Origin of the sequence: Peptoanaerobacter stomatis (genome assembly GCF_000238115.1) — a bacterium.
In the GTDB taxonomy this organism is placed as follows: Bacteria; Bacillota; Clostridia; order Peptostreptococcales; family Filifactoraceae; genus Peptoanaerobacter; species Peptoanaerobacter stomatis.
This window is the reverse complement of the sequence record NZ_JH414551.1, coordinates 82,164-104,279: the sequence shown is the minus strand read 5'-3', so window position 1 is coordinate 104,279 and position 22,116 is coordinate 82,164. Positions and strand designations below refer to the sequence as shown.

The 22,116-nt window shown below is 30.5% G+C and carries 16 protein-coding genes; 4 read left to right on the top strand and 12 right to left on the bottom strand.

The window, feature by feature from the left end; genetic code table 11:
* Nucleotides 1-213 precede the first annotated feature (213 nt).
* Together metA and HMPREF9629_RS05390 are read right to left on the bottom strand one after the other, a co-directional pair.
* Nucleotides 214-1,125 carry a homoserine O-acetyltransferase MetA gene (gene metA, locus HMPREF9629_RS05395; RefSeq protein WP_009525360.1) on the bottom strand — a complete coding sequence of 304 codons (912 nt, stop codon included), beginning with the start codon at nucleotides 1,123-1,125 and terminating at the stop codon, nucleotides 214-216.
* A 138-nt stretch (nucleotides 1,126-1,263) separates the two neighbouring features.
* Nucleotides 1,264-2,550 (bottom strand): O-acetylhomoserine aminocarboxypropyltransferase/cysteine synthase family protein, encoded by a 1,287-nt coding sequence (locus HMPREF9629_RS05390; RefSeq protein WP_009525359.1) that lies wholly within the window; start codon nucleotides 2,548-2,550, stop codon nucleotides 1,264-1,266.
* Nucleotides 2,551-3,067: 517 nt separating this feature from the next.
* Between HMPREF9629_RS05390 and HMPREF9629_RS05385 the strand changes: the two genes are divergently transcribed.
* Nucleotides 3,068-3,955: a polyprenyl synthetase family protein gene (locus HMPREF9629_RS05385; RefSeq protein WP_009525358.1), complete on the top strand. Its 888-nt coding sequence runs from the start codon at nucleotides 3,068-3,070 to the stop codon at nucleotides 3,953-3,955.
* A gap of 117 nt (nucleotides 3,956-4,072) precedes the next feature.
* On the opposite strand, the gene HMPREF9629_RS05380 is transcribed toward HMPREF9629_RS05385, so the two are convergent.
* The 6 genes from HMPREF9629_RS05380 to HMPREF9629_RS05360 all read right to left on the bottom strand — a co-directional run bounded on the left by HMPREF9629_RS05380 (nucleotide 4,073) and on the right by HMPREF9629_RS05360 (nucleotide 11,748).
* On the bottom strand, nucleotides 4,073-5,194 hold the full coding sequence (locus HMPREF9629_RS05380; protein ID WP_040012682.1) for a restriction endonuclease subunit S: 1,122 nt from the start codon (nucleotides 5,192-5,194) through the stop codon (nucleotides 4,073-4,075).
* Nucleotides 5,191-6,360 carry an HsdM family class I SAM-dependent methyltransferase gene (locus tag HMPREF9629_RS12175; protein ID WP_009525356.1) on the bottom strand — a complete coding sequence of 390 codons (1,170 nt, stop codon included), beginning with the start codon at nucleotides 6,358-6,360 and terminating at the stop codon, nucleotides 5,191-5,193. The genes HMPREF9629_RS05380 and HMPREF9629_RS12175 overlap by 4 nt, the downstream gene beginning before the upstream one ends.
* Before the next feature lie 191 nt (nucleotides 6,361-6,551).
* Entirely contained in the window at nucleotides 6,552-7,235 is a 684-nt protein-coding gene (locus tag HMPREF9629_RS12170) for a VRR-NUC domain-containing protein (RefSeq protein WP_009525355.1), read from the bottom strand.
* Between the two features lie 454 nt (nucleotides 7,236-7,689).
* On the bottom strand, nucleotides 7,690-9,558 hold the full coding sequence (locus HMPREF9629_RS05370; RefSeq protein ID WP_009525354.1) for an ABC transporter ATP-binding protein: 1,869 nt from the start codon (nucleotides 9,556-9,558) through the stop codon (nucleotides 7,690-7,692).
* Nucleotides 9,548-11,281, bottom strand: a complete 1,734-nt coding sequence (locus HMPREF9629_RS05365) for an ABC transporter ATP-binding protein (RefSeq protein ID WP_009525353.1) — start codon at nucleotides 11,279-11,281, stop codon at nucleotides 9,548-9,550. The genes HMPREF9629_RS05370 and HMPREF9629_RS05365 overlap by 11 nt, the downstream gene beginning before the upstream one ends.
* 50 nt (nucleotides 11,282-11,331) lie before the next feature.
* Nucleotides 11,332-11,748, bottom strand: a complete 417-nt coding sequence (locus HMPREF9629_RS05360) for a MarR family winged helix-turn-helix transcriptional regulator (RefSeq protein ID WP_009525352.1) — start codon at nucleotides 11,746-11,748, stop codon at nucleotides 11,332-11,334.
* A 387-nt stretch (nucleotides 11,749-12,135) separates the two neighbouring features.
* Here HMPREF9629_RS05360 and aspS point away from each other — a divergent pair, with 387 nt between their 5' ends.
* Nucleotides 12,136-13,908 carry an aspartate--tRNA ligase gene (gene aspS, locus HMPREF9629_RS05355; protein ID WP_009525351.1) on the top strand — a complete coding sequence of 591 codons (1,773 nt, stop codon included), beginning with the start codon at nucleotides 12,136-12,138 and terminating at the stop codon, nucleotides 13,906-13,908.
* 118 nt (nucleotides 13,909-14,026) lie between these two features.
* On the top strand, nucleotides 14,027-14,461 hold the full coding sequence (locus HMPREF9629_RS05350) for a SoxR reducing system RseC family protein (RefSeq protein WP_009525350.1): 435 nt from the start codon (nucleotides 14,027-14,029) through the stop codon (nucleotides 14,459-14,461).
* Between the two features lie 157 nt (nucleotides 14,462-14,618).
* Here the strand turns inward: HMPREF9629_RS05350 and HMPREF9629_RS05345 are convergent, their stop codons facing one another.
* The 3 genes from HMPREF9629_RS05345 to HMPREF9629_RS05335 are packed head-to-tail and all read right to left on the bottom strand — an operon-like array spanning nucleotide 14,619 to nucleotide 18,302.
* Nucleotides 14,619-15,227 carry a thymidine kinase gene (locus HMPREF9629_RS05345; protein ID WP_009525349.1) on the bottom strand — a complete coding sequence of 203 codons (609 nt, stop codon included), beginning with the start codon at nucleotides 15,225-15,227 and terminating at the stop codon, nucleotides 14,619-14,621.
* Between the two features lie 16 nt (nucleotides 15,228-15,243).
* Nucleotides 15,244-15,924 (bottom strand): metallophosphoesterase, encoded by a 681-nt coding sequence (locus tag HMPREF9629_RS05340; protein WP_009525348.1) that lies wholly within the window; start codon nucleotides 15,922-15,924, stop codon nucleotides 15,244-15,246.
* Nucleotides 15,925-15,944: 20 nt separating this feature from the next.
* Entirely contained in the window at nucleotides 15,945-18,302 is a 2,358-nt protein-coding gene (locus HMPREF9629_RS05335; RefSeq protein WP_009525347.1) for an endonuclease MutS2, read from the bottom strand.
* A gap of 357 nt (nucleotides 18,303-18,659) precedes the next feature.
* Between HMPREF9629_RS05335 and HMPREF9629_RS05330 the strand changes: the two genes are divergently transcribed.
* Nucleotides 18,660-19,829, top strand: coding sequence for a M20 family metallopeptidase (locus HMPREF9629_RS05330; protein WP_009525346.1), 1,170 nt, complete (start codon nucleotides 18,660-18,662; stop codon nucleotides 19,827-19,829).
* 193 nt (nucleotides 19,830-20,022) lie between these two features.
* On the opposite strand, the gene HMPREF9629_RS05325 is transcribed toward HMPREF9629_RS05330, so the two are convergent.
* Nucleotides 20,023-21,606 (bottom strand): diguanylate cyclase domain-containing protein, encoded by a 1,584-nt coding sequence (locus HMPREF9629_RS05325; protein ID WP_009525345.1) that lies wholly within the window; start codon nucleotides 21,604-21,606, stop codon nucleotides 20,023-20,025.
* Nucleotides 21,607-22,116: the final 510 nt, after the last annotated feature.

Here is a 22,116-nt window from a genome sequence, read left to right as displayed (position 1 = left end):
ATTTATAATTCGTAAAATATATAATTTCATCAAATATAAAATACAGGACATTATTATAAATGACAGTTGGTATGACAAAATACGGTGTTATTGATGGATTGTTTATATGAATTATCTGTTACTCTATTGAGGATTATCAGAAAAACTGTTTAAATTAAATATATGCTCAAATATATAAAAAATATCTATGTCTATCAGATAATGGCATTGCTTTTATATTTTATCTATATCATATGGTGTTGTTTGATATAGATGGTAGTTGAGCCAATTGGAAAACAATAAATTGGAATGAGCTTTCCAGTTCATATACGGTTTTTTAGAAATATCATCGTTAGGATAATAGTTTTGCGGTATTTTTATATCTTTGTTAAGTGCCAAATCTCTTTTGTATTCTTCATCAAGAGTATATCTATCATATTCTGCATGACCTGATACGAATATAAATCTTTTTTCCTCGCACATACACATATACACTCCTGCATCTTTAGAAGCTGCTATTATGTCAAGCTCATCAATTTTTTCTATATCTTCTATTTTTGTAGTAGTGTGTCTTGAATGTGGAATAAAAAATTCATCATCAAATCCTCTTACAATAGTTTTTCTTTTTATTATTTGATGTTCAAAAACTCCAAACAGTTTTTCCGACAAAGTATATTTCGGGATTTTGTAATAATAGTAAAGCCCTGCTTGAAATGCCCAGCATATAAACATGGTTGAGTGGACATTTGTCTTACAAAATTCAAAAACCTCTGTAAGTTCATCCCAGTAGTCAACTTCTTCAAAATCTATATGCTCAACTGGAGCTCCTGTTATTATCATACCGTCATACTTGTTATTTTTTATCTGAGAGAATGTCTTATAAAATTTAAGCAGGTGTTCTTTTTTTGTATTTTTACTTTCGTGGGATTCCAACGTAACAAGGTCCACATCTATCTGCAAAGGACTGTTTGCGAGCATTCTAAGTATTTGCGTTTCAGTAACTATCTTTTTTGGCATAAGGTTGAGCAGTGCTATTTTTAGCGGACGTATGTCCTGGCTTGTAGCTCTTGCTTCATTCATTATAAATACGGATTCTTTTTCCAATATATCATAAGCTGGTAAATCTTTTGGTATTATTATCGGCATATCAAAACTCCTATCATATTTTTTATTACTTAATATCCATACCATTTTAATATTATAATAACTAAAAACATATAAATAAATTTGTAAAATTATGGAAAAAACACTTAACAAAAAAAGTCAAGTGTTTTTTATAGGGAGCTATTTTATTTTCTCTAATGCTTGTTTTATATCGGCAATTATATCATCAGCATCTTCTATGCCTACAGAATATCTTACAAGATTAGGTAGGATACCGCCTGCTATTTGTTCAGCTTCGGATAATTGTCTATGTGTAGTGCTTGCAGGATGAAGTGCGTGAGTTCTAACATCAGCAACGTGTGTTACCAATGTAGCTAATTTCATATTGTCTATGAATGCTTTTGCATTGTCGCTTCCGCCTTTTACACCGAATGCTACTACACCGCTTGCTCCTTTTGTCAGATATTTTTTTGCAAGTTCATAAGAAGGAGAACTTTCAAGCAAAGGGTAGTTTACAAACTCTATTTTTTCGTGTCCTTCAAGATATTTAGCAACTTTAAGTGCATTTTCACAATGTTTTTCCATTCTGAGGTGTAAAGTTTCAAGCCCAAGTGTTGTTAAAAAGGCATTAAAAGGACTCATTGTTGAACCTATATCACGAAGAAGTCCTGCTCTTATTTTAAGGGCAAATGCAGCTTTTCCAAAAGCTTTTGTATATATTAAGCCGTGATAACTTTCGTCAGGAGTTGAAAGTTGTGGGAATTTTCCATTCTCCCAATTAAAATTACCTCCGTCTACTATTACACCGCCTACTGAAGTAGCGTGTCCGTCCATATATTTTGTAGTAGAGTGTATTACTATATTTGCACCTAATTCGAAAGGTCTGCAAAGATATGGAGTAGCAAAAGTATTGTCTATTACAAGTGGAATATCGGCTTTTTTAGCAATAGAGCTGAGTTTTTCGAAATCCAATACTTCCAAAGCAGGATTTCCTATAGTTTCAGCATATACAAGCTTAGTATTGTCATCAATTAATGAATATATCTCATCAGCAGTAGCAGATGCGCTTACAAATCTTACTTCTATTCCCATATTTTTCAATGTACTTGCAAAAAGAGTATGAGTACCACCATAAATATTATTTAAGGATACTATATTTTCACCGGATTTTGTAAGAGCCAATACAGAAAAAAGTATTGCAGACTGTCCTGATGCAGTCGTAACAGCAGCAACTCCGCCTTCCAATGTTGTTATTTTTTCTTCCAAAAAGGACAATGTAGGATTACCAAGTCTTGTATATATAGGTGTTGGAGCTTGCAGGTCAAAAGCGGCAGCCAAAGCATCACAATTTTCGTATTTGTAAGTAGTAGATTGTACTATAGGCATAACTCTAGGCTCAGCAGAACCTTTTGGTAAATAACCTGCCTGTACACATTGAGTGGAAATATTAGTATTTTTTATATCCATTTTGATTTCCTCCTAAAATTTAGAAAAATTTGCTTTATTAAAAAGCAGTAAATACAGTATTTAAATTTTTATAGCATTGTAGGTTAAAATATATGTCAAAGTTTGTAATTTACAGATATAGAATATATAATCAATTAATTTTTAAAAATAATAATGTCTAAAAAAGAGGCAATATAAAAAATTATATGAGAGATATATAAATTAACTGATTATATATTTTACGATTTGAAAGCAATTATATAATAAAAAGGTTGAAAAGTAAATAAGAACAAATTGTAAGTTTTTACAAAAGTATTAATATATGTTATAATACATCAAAGATATAATATTTGAATATACAAAGGAAAACATTGATTTATCCTATATTCAGTATATTTATGAAATATATCGCTATAGGCATAGTTTATACTTGGTTATAAGATAATCCAAACAGTATATAGATATTATTTGGTACGGAACAATATTTAAAAAATATATATGTTTATAACAGTATAAAAATAAAATGGAGAAAAATAAAATGGACATTAAAAATGTTATGAAAGCTGATAAAAAACTTATAGAAGATAGATTAATGGAGCTTATGAATATAAATTTGACATATTCATCTAAGATATTAGATTCTATGAGATATTCACTTTCAGCCGGTGGAAAGAGGATAAGACCTTGTATTTTTGTTGAAGTTTTAAAATCATATAATATAGATGTTGAAAAATATTTAGACGTAGCCTGCGTGATAGAGATGATACATACATACTCGCTCATACATGATGACTTGCCGGCTATGGATAATGATACTCTAAGGCGAGGTAAACCTACAAATCATATGGTGTATGGTGATGCCATAGCTATACTTGCAGGAGATGCACTTCTCAATTTTGCATACGAATTGTTATTTAAGTTTATAAAAAACAATTTTCAAATAAATTCTGTAAAAGCGTGTGAAGAAATATCAAATTGTGCAGGTATATATGGAATGATAGGCGGACAGGTCAGTGATATAATAAATGAAAATAAAGATATAAGCTCAGGTAATCTCGAATATATACACGAAAATAAGACCGCTAAACTTATAATTGCCTCTATGGTATCGGCAGGATATTTGGCAAATGCAGATGAAAATGATATGGAACATTTAAGAAAATATGCTTATAATCTGGGTATGGCATTTCAAATATCAGATGATATACTGGATATTATAGGTAATGAAAAATTACTTGGAAAAAGTGTAGGTAAAGATGTAGATGAAGGAAAAAATACTTATCCTAAGTATTTCGGTATAGAAAAGTCTAAAGAAAAACTTAATGGATATGTAAATAGCGCTATAGATGAAATATCTGAAATAAAAGACAAAGATATGAGTTTTTTTGCTCAGCTTGCAACTTATATAGGTAATAGAAAATATTAAAAAAGTGTACTTGCATTTATTTGCAGTACACTTTTTTTAGTATTAATCTAATTTCAAATTACGAATACTTATTTAAAGGAATAAATTCATTTACGATAAAATATAAATTAAATATTGTCATTTTTTGAATATAACTTCTTTTGTTGCTTTTATTTTTTTATCGGCGTAGAGGACAACGTCTTTTATTATCGACTTTTGTATAGCTGATATTAAAATTTCCATATATTCATAGTCGATAGTGTCGTTACAGTCTTTGACAGGGAGAAAGAAAGTATCGGATTGTATTTTTTTGTTGCTGACACTGTCGCCCCAAGAATATTTGTGCCTCAATCCTTTTATTATGCAGGCAGTCATATATAATTGATTGTTTCTTGTAACAGTTTTTTCATTTTTCAGATATAGGGCAAGATTATGACTGTCGTTTGAATAAAAATCGTCTTTTTGATATGATACTACAAATGTCTTTCCACCTATGAAGATACAATTTCCTTTATCGATATAATTTTCATCGTAGGTTATATATGACGATACAGAATTGTTTTCGCCGCTTGCACATAAGTAGGGTGTGTTGCCGTTGTTAGATGTAATTTGTGATGATAATATATTTCTTGTATTTTTTACGTTGAAAATATTTATAACGTCGAATTCTTTCCATTTAAGAGTATCAAAATCTTGGAGGGCTTTTTTCTCTTCTTGATTCAGTTCGTAGTCGTGTAAGCCGCAAGAGAGCAGATAAGCCTCAAGCTCAGCTACTCGCTGAGCCTCAAGCTCAGCAATAAAATTGCTTATAAAATCAAAATCAATATCTCCGTTTTTTGTAGGGAGTTTTATTATATCATCTTTGATTTTTGACCAAGAACACATATTTTCATATCCGAAATTTTTGCTAAGAAAATGAAAAGCACTCGAAATAAATATTCCTATATGTTCATTAAATGAAATTTTTGGTTTTAAAGAAAATACCCTTGCGTGTGTAACCATTTTATATTTAAAATTTCTATAAAATACATTCCCGAACATATCAACAGTAATAGTTTTTTCATCAAACACTTTTGCTGCTATATCACTTTTTCCTAATATACCGTTTTCTTTTAATCCTGCTGTGATTACATATTCACCTTTTCCGTTAATATGAGTTTTTTGAATATCAAAATCTCCATTACTACTATCGAATAAATATTCAATTTTATATTCGCCCCACTCAACTTGTGATAATTTTTCGTCAAGTGAGGCATTTATTTTCCCAAGCTGTCATTCGCCTCGTTTTGTCTTTTTAATATGTTTGCAACTTCAAATGCCAGATAGGATGATACCGTTTTTTTAAAATTGTCTAATTTTGGTATCGTATCAACGGGCGAGGACTGATTCCAGTCAGCTCCGTTTTGTGTGTCTATATGTCCTTCGTAGTATTCTTTTTCAGTAAATATGTTTAACTTATTTTTTCCGAAACGCACGAGGTCTACTATCTCCTGATACCTCTGTTTTGCATTATCCGTATCTTTGAGATTGATACTTGATTTTTTTCTGTTGGTTCTTGTATAGCCGTCGTTTGAAAAATCTATGAATTTTACGATGTCGTCGTTTTGATGCGGCTCTCCTACTCTAAATACATATATATTTGTCTGCACGTTTGATTTTCCGACAAATAAGTCTATGGGCATTTTTATGCTTGCAATGAGTGTGTTGTTTTCTAATATTTTTTTGTTATAATCTGCTGCTTTTCCTGAACCTGCGGAGCTTTGTATGATTATTGCGGCGTAACCTCCGCTCATCATTGAAAGTGCTTTTTCTACAAATATCATTCCGTTTCCTTTTGAAGAATAGGGCGGGTTTAGGATAAATGCGTTTGCGGGAAATTTTTCGTTTTCATCCGTATAGTTTCCGTCAAAGTCATTAAGTGAGTCTTTATTTAATATGTTTGAGCTTCCGTCGCCCATTAAAATCATATTAAGTACTGCAAGCATATATATGCTTGATAACACTTCAAGTCCGAGCAGCTGTTCGGCTTTTATTTTTATCGTCTTTTGTCCCAATTCCTGCGGTGATTTTATTTTTTCTTTTGCATCTATCAACATTTCATTCATTGCCGCAACGAGCAGTCCCGCCGAGCCTGTGGCAAAGTCCCATACATAGGAGTCTTTATTTACTCTTGCGAGTTTTACAAGCAGGGTTGCAACGTAAGAGGGGGTTAATACCACGTCGTTTAATTTGTCTTGTGTAAAGCCGAGCCAAGAGTACATTTCATTGAACAACTTGCCTGTAAAGTCTGTTGTAAGTCCTATTTTATAATATATTCCGAGGTCATCTACTATTTTTGAAAATACTCTTTTTAATTGGCTTTCTCCGTTTACGGCTTTGTTTATATTATCCGTTAATAATGTGTTTTGAAGTGTTCTTACAATCAAATCTTTTTTTGTTTCGGGTAAGTTTTTATAATTTAAAAATGACTTTATTTTTCTTATGATTATATCTCCGTCTTTTTCTTCTTGCTCCTGTTTGGATTTTAAGTCTGATTTTTCAAGGGGGCTTACTTTTCCGGGTATGCCGAGTGTTGCTATGATAGAGGCTGCAACGAGATAAACTCTGTCATTTTCTCCTAAACCTTTTTCGTTTTTGTATATGTCGTTATTAAGTGCAACAAGACTTGCATTGATTTCTTTTTCTTTTTTTCTTTTAATTTTTCGATTTCATCTTGGGTAAGTGAAAGCTCTTTTACAGTTTTTATAAAATCGTCAAAGTTATTTTTCTTTAAAAATGATAAATCTGTGAACTTATCTACTTCCTGTCCTAAGCCGAAGTTGCTTTTTGATACGTAATATACACCGATAGAGTATTTAATTTCGCCTGATGTATCTTCTTTATATCCTGTAACTCCTATTGCGATAACATCTGTGTAACTCGTATAATGCAAAATTGCGTTTGCATAATGTATTGCGCCGTTTACTGCATAGGAGGATATATTTTTGTAATGCGGTTCGTTTTTTGATGTGTTATTTTCTACTTGTCCGTTTATATCGAATTTGACGAGTTTATCCTTATAGCCTTTGTATTCGATAAGTATAGGATAATAATTCAAGTTTTTGTCTTGAAGAAGTAGTTTTGCATCCGGTCTGTTACCGCCTTTTCCTCCACTTTTGGAGAGATATTCACTTAGTGCTTTATCTATTTCATCGTTTAAACTTTCCTGCTCCAACTTGTAGTCTAAATTATAGCTTTTAAGCTGTGTGTTTATTATGTCTGCAATATTCGGTTCAACAGATTGAATGTTTTGATTTGCCAATTATTTATCCTCTCTTTCCTTATATGATTAGATTTCGCAGTTTATTTTAATTTAAAGTATATTAAGCAGATTTTTCGAGATGAAATTACTTGATTTATATGTAAAAAAATATATAAGTTTATAAATCAAATATATATTTTTTCATTATATCATAATTTTTTGATTTAAAGCTGTATTAGTTTTGATTTTATAAAATTTTTTAGTGATTTTGCAGTTATATTTACTTATATAGTCAATTAACTTTTGTTACAAAATATAAAATTTCTAAATTTTATATATTTACTTCGTTTAGTGTTGCACTTATATTGTAAACATGAAATAAAAAAATATAATTTTTCAGTTGTATAATTATAGTAAATTTTTAATTAGTGTTCAGTATCAGTATAAGTTTTATGATAATGCTTTGAATACAAGAAAAGTGTACTTGCATTTATTTGCAGTACACTTTTTGCCTTTAGTCTAATTCTGTTTTACCTGTATATAGTTTGTAGTATTCGCCTTTTTGAGCGATAAGTTCTTCGTGGTCGCCACGTTCTATTATTCTTCCATAATCAAGTACCATTATTGCATCGCTGTTTTTGATTGTTGAAAGTCTATGTGCTATTACAAAAACCGTTCTGCCTTTCATTAAATTATCCATACCTTTTTGAACAATTGCTTCTGTTCTCGTGTCTATATTTGATGTTGCTTCGTCCAATATCAGTACAGGCGGATTGGAGATGGCTGCTCTTGCTATTGATATTAATTGTTTTTGACCTTGAGATAATTCTTCTCCTGAGCCTGATATTACTGTGTTATATCCATCTGAAAGCATATTTATAAAACCGTCTGCTTGAGCTAATTTTGCAGCATTTATTACTTCTTCGTCTGTTGCGTCCAATTTACCGTATCTTATATTTTCTGCAATAGTTCCTGTAAATAGTTTGGTATCTTGTAATACCACTCCGAGTGAGCGTCTAAGACTTTCTTTTTTTATCTTGTTGATATTTATATCATCATATCTTATTTTGCCGTCATCTATGTCATAAAATCTGTTTATAAGGTTTGTTATAGTAGTTTTGCCTGCACCTGTTGCACCTACAAAGGCTATTTTTTGACCGGGTTTTGCATATAATGATATATTTTGTAATACTTTTTTGCCTTCTACATAGCTGAAATCCATATCAAATATTTTTATATCGCCTTTTAATTCTTCATATGTTACACGTCCGTCGCTGTGAGGGTGTTTCCAGCCCCACATACCTGTTTTGTATGGAACGGGTATTATTCCGTTTTTTTCGTCTTTTTCTATATCTACAAGTGTAACATAACCTTCATCCTGTTCTACTTGTTCATCCAACAGTTCAAATATTCTTTGTGTACCGGCTAATGCCAACACTACTGAATTTAATTGTTGTGCTATTTGCATAAATGGTTGTGTAAAACTTTTAGAGAATTGGAGATATGATACAAGTACGCCTATTGTTATGTTGCCTATGTTGTTTATAGATAATATTGCACCGAATACAGCCGTTATAACGAAAGTTATGTTGCCTATATTGGAGATAACAGGTGGTATATTGTTTACATAGATATTTGCAGTTTTTGCGCTTTCAAATAACTTTTCATTTAATTCGTCAAATTCTTGCTTTGATTTTTCTTCATGATTGAATATTTTTACAACTCTTTGACCTGTAATTCTTTCTTCTATAAATCCGGTTATGCTTGCTATATTTTTTTGTTGATATCCAAAAAATTTACCGCTTATACCTGTCATTTTTCTAACAACAAAAAACATTATTATCACCATAATACCTGCTGCAACTGTCAAAATAGGGCTTAATATAATCATTGATATCACAGTTACTATTATTGTAAATATGGATTGTAATATTTGAGGTATTGCTTGATTTATCATCTGTCTTAGCGTGTCTGTGTCATTTGTATATAAACTCATTATAGAGCCGTTTGTATTTTTGTCAAAATAACTTATAGGCAAATTTTGCATATGTGAGAACATATCATCTCTAAGTTTTTTTAATATATTTTGACCTATTTTTGCCATAAGTCTGTTGTATATGAAACTTGCAGTGATACCTGTCAAAAAAACTGTGCCAAGTATCATCAATGCTTTATAAAAATTTGTATAGTCAGGTGTGATTTGTTGTGATAGGGGAACTATATAGCCATCAAGCAATATTTTGAAAGAAAAGGCTACTGCCGTTGAACCTATTGCACTTATGAGTATACAGATGAATACTACTATAAAACCTGCTTTATGATCTTTTAATATATAGTTTATTAATCTTTTTAGTGTGTTTTGTGAATTGTCTTTAGTTTTCATCTATAACACCTCCTTTTTTTTGTGCTTCATATGTTTCTTTATATATTGTATTATTTTTTAACAAATTTTCAGGTGTATCATATCCTACAACTTTTCCGTCATCAAGCACTATTATTTTATCTGAATTTTCTACAGATGATATTCTTTGAGCTATTATTATCTTTGTAGTGTCTTTTAAATCCTCTGTGAAGGCTTGTCTTATTCTTGCATCAGTTTTTGTGTCAACTGCACTTGTAGAATCGTCTAATATTAGTATCTTAGGGTTTTTAAGGAGAGCTCTTGCTATGCACAGTCTTTGCTTTTGCCCTCCTGATACGTTGTTTCCGCCTTCGTATATCTGCTCATCATATTTATTGGGAAATTCGTTTATAAATTCATCTGCACATGCCATTTTACATACATTTTCCACTTCCTGCATACTTGCGTTTTCATTACCCCATTTTATATTTTCGGCAATAGTTCCTGTGAAAAGTGTATTTTTTTGCAATACCATAGATACGCTATCTCTGAGTTTTTCCAAATCATAGTTTTTTACATTTACGCCACCTACAAGTATTTCACCTTGTGTTACATCATATAGTCTTGGTATTAAATGAACAAGTGTGGATTTGGAACTGCCTGTTGCACCTATTATACCGATTGTTTGTCCACTTTCTATTTTTAAATTTATATTCTTGAGTGAAAGATGTTGCATATTGTCGCTATAACTGAATGATACATCTTTAAACTCTATACTTCCGTCTTTTACAAATTTTTCTCCATTTTTAGGATTTTCCATGGTAGTTTTTTCATTCAATACTTCATTTATTCTTTCTATTGAACTTTCGGCTATTATCATCAATATAAAAACTATTGACAATGTTATAACAGATGTTAGTATTTGTAAGGCATAGACTATTATGCTTGTCAGTTGACCTGTTGTCATATCTCCTACTATGATACTTGTTCCTCCGTTTAACAAAATTAATATTATTACAGTATATATTACAACTTGTGTAGCAGGTAATACTGATGCTACAAGTAATTCGGCTTTTATGAATAAATCATATATATTTTTTGATAGATTTTTGAATTTTTGGTTTTCATAATCTTCTCGTACAAATGATTTTACAACTCTTTGAGCATTAATATTTTCTGAAACTGTATTATTTAAAACGTCATAATTTTTAAAAACTTTTATAAAGTACGGGTGAGCCAATTTTGCAATAGAAATCAGTACGATTCCTAATATTGGTACGCTTATCAAGAAAATCAAAGATATTTTAAGGTTTATTCTCATTGACATTATAAGAGCCATTATTATCATTATAGGGCTTCTTGCAACTGTACGAACTCCCATCATATAAGCCATTTGCACATTAGATATGTCGGTAGTCAGTCTTGTAACAAGACTTGATGAGGAAAATTTATCTATGTTTTTGAAAGAAAAATTTTGCACATTATAGAATATGTCGTGTCTTATATTTTTGCTAAGTCCGGCTCCGGATATTGCAGCATATCTTCCGGCAAGTATACCGAAAAATAGTGAAAATCCTGCCATAACAAGCAATACAATGCCTAATTTTATTACATAAGGAAGGTTGGAATTTTTTATGCCTATATCAATTATGTTAGCCATAAGATATGGTATGAAGATTTCAAGAAAAACTTCGAGCGATACAAAAAAAGGTGCAAGTATTGCCTCTTTTTTGTACTCTCTTAAAGATTTTAACAATGACAACATCTTATTAACTCCTTTTTATATTATTTTAAATTTTATAAATTATTATTTATTTATATTTTCATACATTTTATACAAGCATTCAGCTCATTTTTTTCTATTCCTCGCAATAAATCATTATCAAAATTTATTTTTCCTTTTACTATTGACTGGGTCATTTCATATGCATTTTCTGTAAGGTGAAGTGTTTTAAGACGCCTGTCAATTTCAGAGTGTTTGCTTGTTATAAATTTTTTCTGCTCTAAAGATTTTATTATAGAAATTGTTGTTGGATGAGTTACTCCAAGTAAGTTTTGTATATCTTTTTGGGTTGTAATTTCAGTAGTATCTTTTTCTCTTTCTTTTAAATATAATAGTATTTTTATCTGCTGCATGGTTAGATTCATTTTTTTGAAATCATTGTTTACCCTTTTTTCTATACTTATGTTCAATATTTTTATCAGTCGTACTATATCATTTTTTTTATGCAACTCCTCATCTCCTTTAAGTAGAAACCGTGTATAATGCTAAGTTTTATAAGCAATAATTTATGTAGGTTGCTACATAAATTATGTTGTATGCTACATATTTTATTATTTATAAAATAAAATGTCAAGAAAAAATTTATTTTTTTGAAAAATGTCATTTACTATTGCAATTTATAAGCTAAAAATATAAAATGTAAGTATGTTTTAATTAAATAATGGTATTGATATAGAACATAAGACTAATTTCGTTTAAAAAATTGATAATATATATAAAGTATTCGCAAATAAAATTATATTTTATAATTATTTGATATTATTTGGAATAATTATAAGTGTAATTGAAAATTTATATAGGACAAAAAATATTTTTATAACATAAAGGAGAAAATAATGGATAAATTAAACGGATTGAAAAGAACGTCATACTGTGGAACACTCAGAATGTCCGATGTCGGCGAAAAAGTTGTACTTATGGGATGGGTGCAAAGATCAAGAAATTTGGGAGCATTAATATTTACAGATGTAAGAGACAGAAGCGGTCTATGCCAAGTAGTGTTTGATGAAAACACAAGTGAAGAGATATACAAAAAAGCTGAAACTTTAGGAAGCGAATATGTAATAGCTGTTGAAGGAACAGTAAGAGAGAGAAGCTCTAAAAATAAAGAATTGCCTACGGGAGATATTGAGGTGTTTGCTACTAATTTATTGATATTAAATATTTCGCAAACTCCACCTATATATATCAAAGATGATGATGACGCATCTGAAAGTTTGAGATTGAAATACAGATATTTGGATCTTAGAAAGGCTAAGATGCAAGGCAATTTATTTTTAAGACATAAAGTTACACAATTAATAAGAAACTTTTTAACAGAAAAGGGATTTATAGAGATAGAAACACCTATATTGAACAAGCCGACTCCAGAGGGTGCAAGAGATTATTTGGTACCAAGTAGAGTTAACAATGGAAAGTTTTATGCACTTCCTCAATCACCTCAATTATTCAAACAATTGTTGATGGTATCAGGATTCGACAGATATTTCCAAGTTGCAAGATGTTTCAGAGATGAAGATTTGAGAGCGGACAGACAGCCTGAATTTACACAAATAGACTGTGAGATGTCTTTTGTTGAACCGGAAGATGTTATGAGCGTTACTGAAGAAATGGTTCAAAAAATATTCAAAGAAGTGCTTGATGTAGATGTGAAATTGCCACTTCAAAGAATGACATATAAAGAAGCTATGGAAAGATTCGGTTCAGATAAGCCTGATATAAGATTTGGTTTTGAGATTAAAGATTTATCAGATATAGTTAAAAATTGTGGATTTTCAGTATTTGAAAATGCAGCAAATACTGAAAAATCATCAGTAAGAGCAATAAATGTAAATGGTTTTGAGGACAAGTTTTCAAGAAAAGCCATAACAAAATTGGAAGATGTAGCAAAGACATATGGAGCTAAAGGGCTTGCTTATATAAAATTTACAAAAGACGGTATTAATTCTCCTATTGCAAAATTCATGAGTGAAGAAAAAATGGGCGAAATTCTTACAAGAATGGAAGCTAAAGAGGGCGATTTGATATTGTTTGTTGCAGATAAAAACAAAGTTGTTTTCGATGCTTTGGGACATTTAAGAATAGAGGTTGCAAAGCAACTTGATATGTTGAAATCTGATGATTACAAATTGTTGTTTGTAACTGAGTTTCCTCAATTTGAATACGATGAAGAAGAACAAAGATATGTAGCAATGCACCATCCGTTTACAATGCCTATGGACGAAGATTTGCAGTTGCTTGACACAGACAGGGAAAATGTGAGAGCAAAAGCCTATGATATAGTGCTTAACGGCATAGAATTAGGTGGGGGAAGTATAAGAATACACGACAGCAAAGTTCAGGAAAAAATGTTTGAGTGCTTAGGATTTTCGACAGAATCTGCTTGGGATAAGTTCGGATTTTTATTAGAGGCATTCAAATACGGTACACCTCCTCATGGTGGTATAGCATTGGGGCTTGACAGATTTATAATGTTGCTTGCAAAAGAAGAATCAATAAGAGATGTAATAGCATTTCCTAAAAATCAAAATGCAATTTGTCCATTAACATCAGCGCCTGCTATGGCAGATGAGAAAGCATTGGAAGAACTCGGAATAAAATTGAGATAAATTTTAGAGATTTTATAATTTGTAACGATGTTTAGTATAATGTAATAAAAACCATTGTTTCAAAGCTCATTACAATATATTTTTCATAAAGAGTATAGTGCTTAGAAAGGAAAAGACCATGAAAGAGCTCGGAGAAGTCATAAGAATAGAAGGAAAAAATGCAATAGTGAGAGTAAATCGTTCAAGTGCTTGTGGTACTTGTACAGCTTGCAGTATGGGTATGGAGAATAAAAAATTTATAGAGCTTACTGTATCGAACACTGTAAATGCAAGTGAAAAAGATATAGTAGAGCTTGATATGGAAACTCCTAATATACTTCTTGCAGCATTTATAATTTATGGAATACCGCTTATTTCTATGCTTTTTGGAGTAATGCTCGGATATTATGTATTGTTTAAAGAAAACGTACTTGCAAGTGTAATTTCAGCATTTGTATTTTTGATAATATCATTTGTAGCGATAAGGCTTAATGAAGAAAAGATAAAGGCATCAAGCAAATTTTTTCCTACTATAAGTAGAAAAATACCGCAAGAATATACACCGATAGCATAAAAATAAAAAAGGCTGTCATTAATATATAATAATACTACTATCCATTAAAAATAGAAATTTTTCGATATATTTGAGAATATCTTAGTTTAATTGGATTTTAGTATAATATATTAGTGGCAGTCTTTTATAATGATATAAAATAAATGATGAATATTATTTATTGATTTTCTGCATCTTTAAGAGCTTTGTTGTAGCACTTTCCGCATACTTGCATATATTTTGTGTCGTCTGTTTCTATAACTGTACCGCTTTCAGCATTTGTGAGGAGTTTACCGTCTATGTACAGTAAATGAAATATGGCTTTTCTATCTCCACACATTTCGCATATTGTCTTTATTTCTTCCAAGTTGCTTGAATGTGCTATAAGATGTGCAGAGCCTTCAAACGGATTGCCGAGAAAGTCTATTTTAAGACCGTAGCACATAACTAATTTATCGTGTTTATAAGCTAATATTGACAGTTGTTTTGCGTGATGTTTTGTCAAAAACTGTGATTCATCTACCAATATAACATCTATTTTTTTATCATCGTCTTTTTCTTTTTTCAGCACCATATCGGCAATATTATCATCTTTATGGATTAAAGTGGCTAAAACTGACAAATCGTCGGACAATCTCGTTTTTATTATTCCTATGTCTCTTGTGTCGATTGCCGGTTTTAGTATAAAAACATTTTTATTGTTTTGTGTGTAATTATAGTTTACACCAAGTAGATTGAGCGATTTTCCGGAGTTCATAGTACCGTATCTAAAAATTAATTTTCCCATTATATCTCCTGTTATTTTAGAATATTTTTTTCAATTTGAAATTCAAATAATCGCAAGATACCAAATGGTAGTGTACGTTATTTACAATTTCTTTATAACTTAAATCAAAGCTTTGACTTCCATGCAGATGACCATAGATTACAGTTTTTATATTATTTTCTTCAATCAAGTCTACAAATTTTGAGCGTTCTTTTTTTTCATTTGTAGGCGGGTAATGAAGTATCAATATTATTTCTTTTTGAGTGGATTTAGCAAGGGATATTGCTGTTTGAAGTCTTATAGCTTCTCTTTCGTAGAGTTTTTTGTCTTGTTCACTGAAATGTTCGCTATTTGGACAAGTCCAACCTCTTGTACCGCAAAATACATAGTCATTTGTTTCATAGATGTTGTTTTGAATAAAAAACATATTATTGTTAAAGTTTTCCAATTTTTTGATTGATGTCCACCAAAAATCGTGATTACCTTTAATTAGTATTTTTTTGCCTTTTTGATTTGCAATTTTTTCGAGATCTTTTAAGCCGTCGTCTAACTTCAAAGCCCAAGATATATCGCCTGCTATGATGACTATATCATCATCTTGTACTTTATTATTCCAATCTTGCCATATCTTGTTTTCGTGATCTGTCCAACCGAATTTTTCCATAGATTTCGAACCGTCGGATGACAGGTGAAGGTCTGCTATAGCATATATGTTCATCTTTTAGGTGTAGAGCAAAATTATTTTAAAGTTGCTACGGTTACACCCATTCCCCCCTCTCCATACTGTCCGTCACGGAATGATTTTATATGTTTATGTTTTTTTAGGTATGACTGAATTCCTTTCTTTAATACCAGTGTACCTACACCATGTATTATTGTCACTTCTGACAGACCGGCAAGATATGAGTTGTCGATGTATTTATCTACTTCAAGTATGGCTGTTTCCAAATCCATACCTCTCAAATCTACTGAGGTTTGTGCTGTTTTTGTCTTATTTGTCAATATTTTTCCGGCTTTTGTAGATTTTTTCTCTTTAATTTTTTCTTGAGTTGATAAGTTTTCTTTTTTTACGGTCATTTTTATAGCGCCAAGTTCTATAAGTACCTCGTCTTTTGCATCATCCACTGACAATACTTTTGCATTTTTTGCAAAGCTGTTTACATAGACTATATCACCTACATTTATATTTTCAAGCGGTTTTGAGCTTTTTGCAATCAATTCTTCTTTTGATTTTGCGTATTTTTCTTTGTATTTGTTGATATTTGTCTTTAGCTCGTTCATCTGTCTGTCAATATTTTTGTAGTCGGAGGAGTTTTTTATTTTGTTTAAATTTTTGGATATTATATCGGCTTCCGATTTTGCATCTTCGATTAGTTTTCTCGCTTTTTCTTTTGCATCTTCAATTAATTTTTTATTTTGTTCTTTTTGTCTTTGTTCTTTATTTTCCAGTTTTAAGCGTATATATTTTACATCTTCCAATTCTTTTTGGAGTTCTTCTTGTTTTTTTTCATAATCCGTTCTTATTTTTTCCAGTTTTGAAATTACATCTTCCATTTGTATGGAGTCTGTTTTTATATGTTCTTTTGCACTATTTATTATTTCTTCAGATAAGCCTAATTTTTTTGATATTTCAAATGCGTTTGATTTTCCGGGCACACCGATTAAGAGTTTGTATGTTGGTGATAATGTGTTTATGTCAAATTCTACTGACGCATTTGTAACATTTTCTTGTGTAAGTGCATAATTTTTAAGCTCACTGTAATGTGTGGTTGCTACAGTCAAAATATTTTTGCTTTTAAGTTTTTCAAGTATGGATACTGCAAGTCCTGCTCCTTCTATAGGATCTGTTCCTGCACCGAGTTCATCAAATAACACCAATGAATTGTTGCCAACATTATCCATTATATAGACGATATTTGTCATATGTGCAGAAAATGTTGAAAGGCTCTGTTGTATACTTTGTTCATCTCCTATATCTGCAAACACATTGTCAAATATGCAAATTGTACTTTCCAAATCACAAGGTATGTGTAGCCCTGCTTGAAACATAAGTGAGCAAAGTCCGAGAGTTTTGAGTGTAACAGTCTTACCACCTGTATTAGGCCCTGTTATTATTAGCGTGGAGTATTCTCCTCCAAGTATTATTGTGGAGCTTACAACTTTGTCTTTTTCTATGAGTGGGTGTCTTGCATTTATTAGCTTGATATATTTTCTGTCGTTTATTTTAGGTTCTATAGCATTCATCTCTACGGATAATTTGCCTTTTGCCATAATAAAGTCAAGCTGTTCGAGTATATCACAGTTATGTGATATATCTTCACAATATTCTCCTACCAATGAAGTAAGATATGCGAGTATTCTTTCTATTTCTTTGTGTTCTTCCTGTTTGAGAGTAGATAGGCGATTGTTCATATTCACTATAGCCATAGGCTCTATAAACATTGTTGCCCCTGATGATGAGGTATCGTGAACTATTCCCGGAAAATCAGCTCGGTTTTCAGATTTTACAGGCACTACAAATCTTTCGTTACGCATTGTAACTACAGAGTCTTGTAGTATTTTTGAATATTTTGATGAGCTTACAAACTCATTTAATTTGTTTTTTATGTTTTGTTTTTCGCTGTTTATCTGTCTTCTTATTCTCCTTAAATCTGCACTTGCATCATCCGATATTTCCGTTTCGGATAAGATTGATCTTTCTATTTCATCTTCTATATGTTTAAATATGTTTATTTCTTCTGATAGTGAACGTATGACAGGTATATCATTGAACTGTTCTACATATGCTTTGGAAATTCTTGCGGTTCTTAGAGTATCGCCTATTTTAAGTAATGATTTTGCGTCTAAAACAGAGCCTATTTGCGCTTTTCTTGACAGCAATCTTATATCGTATATTGCACCAAATGGTATGGAGCCTCTTGTGAGGATTATACTTTGTGCCTCGCTGGTCTGTTTTTGATACAAGCTTATGATTTCTTTTTTAGCTGACGGCATAAGAGAGTCAATCATTTTTTTAGCTCCATCAGATACGGCATAGCTGTGCAGTATGGATTTAATATTGTCAAATTCGAGTGTTTTTATATATTTTTCGTACATTTTATTTCCTTTCGAGTCAGTGTATATGAAAATTTCATAAATATATAATAAAGTATATTGTTAAAATATTTATAAAATATAGTGTTTTAAAATTCTAATAAAATTTTTGTAAAATAAATCTATAATATTATATCATAAATTTATAATATTTTTGATGAAAATTACATTTTATAACATTTTGCTTTATTTTTAAAAATTTATGAACTATAATAACTGTAGTAAGTTATCAAAAAATAATTATAAGGAATTAACTCTGCTGTAAAATATATTGAGATTTTTATAATTTTAGAGTTGTGATTCAGCTGATAATTATTTTTTATTATCGTAAATTAATAATACATAAAAGGAAGTAGGAAGATGAAAAAATATTTTGATTTAATAAATGATAAAGAACTGCTTGATATATTTGCGAATGCTGTGAAGATACCGAGCATAAATCCACCAGGAAAAGAGAAAAAGATGTGCGAATATGTGGAGAATTTACTCAAAATAAATGATATAGAATATGAGAAAATAATTGTGGAAGAGGACAGATATGACATAGTTGCAAGAATAAGAGGCAAATCAAATGAAAACAGCATAATTTTTACAGGGCATATAGATGTTGTGCCGGTATCTGATGAAGAGATGAAAAGATGGAATTACGAGCCTTTTTCAGCTACTATAAAAGAGGGTTTTTTGTACGGAAGAGGTAGCAGTGATATGAAAAGCGGGCTTATTTCAGCGATATACGCTATGATTGTACTTAAAAGAAATAATATTATTCCTCCAAACGATATTATCTTAGTAGCTACAATAGACGAAGAAAACTATATGAAAGGCTCAAAAGCACTATTAAATTCAAAGCTCATATCAGATGCGAAATATCTTGTAGTTTGTGAGCCTACTGATTTGAAAATATGTAACAAAGGAAAGGGGAGAACTTGGGCAGATGTATATGTAAAAGGCAAAACTGCTCACGGTTCACAAGCAGGTGTTGGAGAAAATGCTATATATCTTGCTATAAGACTTATAGAAAAAATAAAAAATACTAATTTTGACGAGTATTCATCAGATGAAAACGGAAGCTCATTTTGGAGAACACTTGCAATAAATGCAGGAGTAGAGCCTCAAGTAGTACCGGATAAATGTACATTTACAGTAGACGCAAGACTTTCTGTAGGACACGAAACAAGTGAAGTATGGCAAAAATTGGAAGAACTCATACAAGAGGTGAAAAGTGAAGTGCCGGATTTTGACGCAAGCTATGAGATAATAGACGAGCGTCATTCTTGGCATACAAGTGAAGAGAATAATTTGATAAGATTGGTAAAAAAAGGATTAGATAGTATAAACGAAAAATGCGAACTTGACATATTTGCAGGCTCAACAGATGCAAGTGTGCTTATAAAAAACTCGCTTATACCAGTAATAATAGGACCGGGAGATTTGAGCGTAGTCCATAGAGAAAATGAATGTATAAAAATAGAGCAGTTGTACAAAGCGTGCAGATTATATATGAGTATGATGATTACAGGAATTATTTAGGAAATTTTTAAAATTTTTTAGATAGATTAATATTTACTTGAGGAATTTATGAACAAGCATAAAAATAATAATATAATTGATGATATGAGAAAATTTTTTAAGATATTGAAATATGGTAAATTTAAAATTTGATAATAAGATTTTGCAAAATAAAAGACTGTTATCAATAAATATTGACAGCAGTCTTTTATCATTATAATGAAGGGAATCTTGAATTGCCTTCCATTTGTATATATTGTTTTAGTCTGTAATTTGAAAGATATACACTTATAAGATGGGAAAATTTTATCAGCAAGTCCACTAATTTTAAACTCCAATATTTTTTGCCGTGACATTCATCGAAGCCGAGCATACCGAATCTTTGACCGCCGTTTTTAAGCTCACATTGGAGTACGGAGGTTATATTTTGAGGTTTTAATACATAGTATATAGGATCAGGATAAAATTCTTCAATATCTTTACAATATAATAGGCCGTTTGTTTCATCAAACTTATCGAATATAGCTTTTACACTATCAATAGTAAGAGCTTGAAGATTTTCCATTTCAGAGTCTATACCTTCATTACACCATTCAAACGTGTTTCTAAACCTCGTGTGATTTTCTGCATATTCAAATATATATACTCTGTCTACTCCGGTTTTTTGACCGAGTAATGATAATATCAAATTTATGGCACCGGGTATATCATCAGAATCGTTTAAAAGATTGAACGAATACCAAAGTAGCCAATCTCCCTCAGTTTCAGGCTCCATATTCTTTGAATCTATATGTGTATGTTTAGTTTCAGCATTCAAATAGTGATATGTTTTTGGTAGAGCATCGTAAAAAAATATTTGTCCTTTTCCTTCTTCTTTGGCATAATATAAAGCTGTGTCAGCTTTTTTATATAGGTCATCAAAAGTTTTTCCGTCATTTGGATATAGTGATACACCTATACTGCAAGTTATCGGTAAGCCTGTAGAACGCCTTTTTGAAATTTCAGCGATTGATTTTATTAAATCATTGGCTTTATCCATAGCTATATCTTTAGATTGAATATCTTTAAGAAATACAATCATTTCATCTCCGCCGACTCTACACAATATGTCAGTACTTCTGTATAAGGAGCGTAGAGATTTGGCTATATCTACTAATATGGTATCAGCATAAGGATGACCATATGTGTCATTTATTGTTTTAAAATTATCAATATCAAGGATAAAAAATACCGCTTTTGAGTTATCTACTTCATATTTTAAATAATTATATATAAGAATTTGAGTAGTAACTCTGTTGTATAGATTTGTAAGTCCGTCATGTTCGGCTTTTTTCGTAAGCAAACGCATAGCTTTTTTTTGATAAGTTATATCTACAAGCGCACTGCAATATTCATATTCATTACTGGAACATTGACATATCATACCTTTGCTTAGTACCCATACAAGTTTGCCTGATTTAGTTATAATTCTAAATTCCATATCTATATCTATGCTTGAAGGTTTAATATTCATAGATTCTGTTACAACGTTTTGTAAATCTTCGGAATATATTATACTTGCAAAACTGTTGTTGTATAATCTAATTAATTCTTCGCGTGTATATTCAGTCAATCTCAAAAAACCGTCATTCATATATGTAAGAGTGAGATCTTTATCATTTTTGCAGCGGAATATTCCACAAGGAAGCATATTATGAATGAAAGAAAAGTCAGGGTATTTAAGAAAAAAACTATTCAGAGAATCATCGTTATTTTCAGAAATATTACTGAATTCAGTTTTTTTAATATTTTCATACATATAATTATTTACCTTCCATAAAATCATTAAAATTACAATTTTATAAAATAAAAATTGCTATAGTTACTATTATATTAAATTTATTAAGCACAATCAAGTATTTTTTACTAAAAAAGTTAAGTATATTTTTTACAAAAAATATATAAAATTTTTACAAAAGATAATTTTATTTTTTCTGTTAATTATATTTTGTAAATACAACATATACCGCTATTTGTTTAATGATAATTTAAAATATCAAAATTTATAAAGAGAATAAAAGTATAAATATTTAAAATGATTATATAATTAAAATTATTAAGAATATTTTAAAAATTATAAATTAGAATATCTTATAGAAAAAATTGTGTATTTGTTAATGCAATTTAGGTATATAAAAAATTTAATATTTATTATAAAAAACTATTGCAAAAAAATTTTTTTGTTATATAATAATATATGTGGTTAGCACTCGTATTAATTGAGTGCTAACATAAAAAGGTTAATTATTTATATTTATATAGGAGGCAA

Coding starts and splice junctions, on each gene's coding strand:
- HMPREF9629_RS05370 (WP_009525354.1), bottom strand. CDS start 9,558: ATGAAAACTAAAGACAATTCACAAAACACACTAAAAAGATTAATAAAC.
- HMPREF9629_RS05345 (WP_009525349.1), bottom strand. CDS start 15,227: ATGGGAAAATTAATTTTTAGATACGGTACTATGAACTCCGGAAAATCG.
- metA (WP_009525360.1), bottom strand. CDS start 1,125: ATGCCGATAATAATACCAAAAGATTTACCAGCTTATGATATATTGGAA.
- HMPREF9629_RS05365 (WP_009525353.1), bottom strand. CDS start 11,281: ATGTTGTCATTGTTAAAATCTTTAAGAGAGTACAAAAAAGAGGCAATA.
- HMPREF9629_RS05335 (WP_009525347.1), bottom strand. CDS start 18,302: ATGTACGAAAAATATATAAAAACACTCGAATTTGACAATATTAAATCC.
- HMPREF9629_RS05330 (WP_009525346.1), top strand. CDS start 18,660: ATGAAAAAATATTTTGATTTAATAAATGATAAAGAACTGCTTGATATA.
- HMPREF9629_RS05340 (WP_009525348.1), bottom strand. CDS start 15,924: ATGAACATATATGCTATAGCAGACCTTCACCTGTCATCCGACGGTTCG.
- aspS (WP_009525351.1), top strand. CDS start 12,136: ATGGATAAATTAAACGGATTGAAAAGAACGTCATACTGTGGAACACTC.
- HMPREF9629_RS05350 (WP_009525350.1), top strand. CDS start 14,027: ATGAAAGAGCTCGGAGAAGTCATAAGAATAGAAGGAAAAAATGCAATA.
- HMPREF9629_RS05325 (WP_009525345.1), bottom strand. CDS start 21,606: ATGTATGAAAATATTAAAAAAACTGAATTCAGTAATATTTCTGAAAAT.
- HMPREF9629_RS05390 (WP_009525359.1), bottom strand. CDS start 2,550: ATGGATATAAAAAATACTAATATTTCCACTCAATGTGTACAGGCAGGT.
- HMPREF9629_RS05385 (WP_009525358.1), top strand. CDS start 3,068: ATGGACATTAAAAATGTTATGAAAGCTGATAAAAAACTTATAGAAGAT.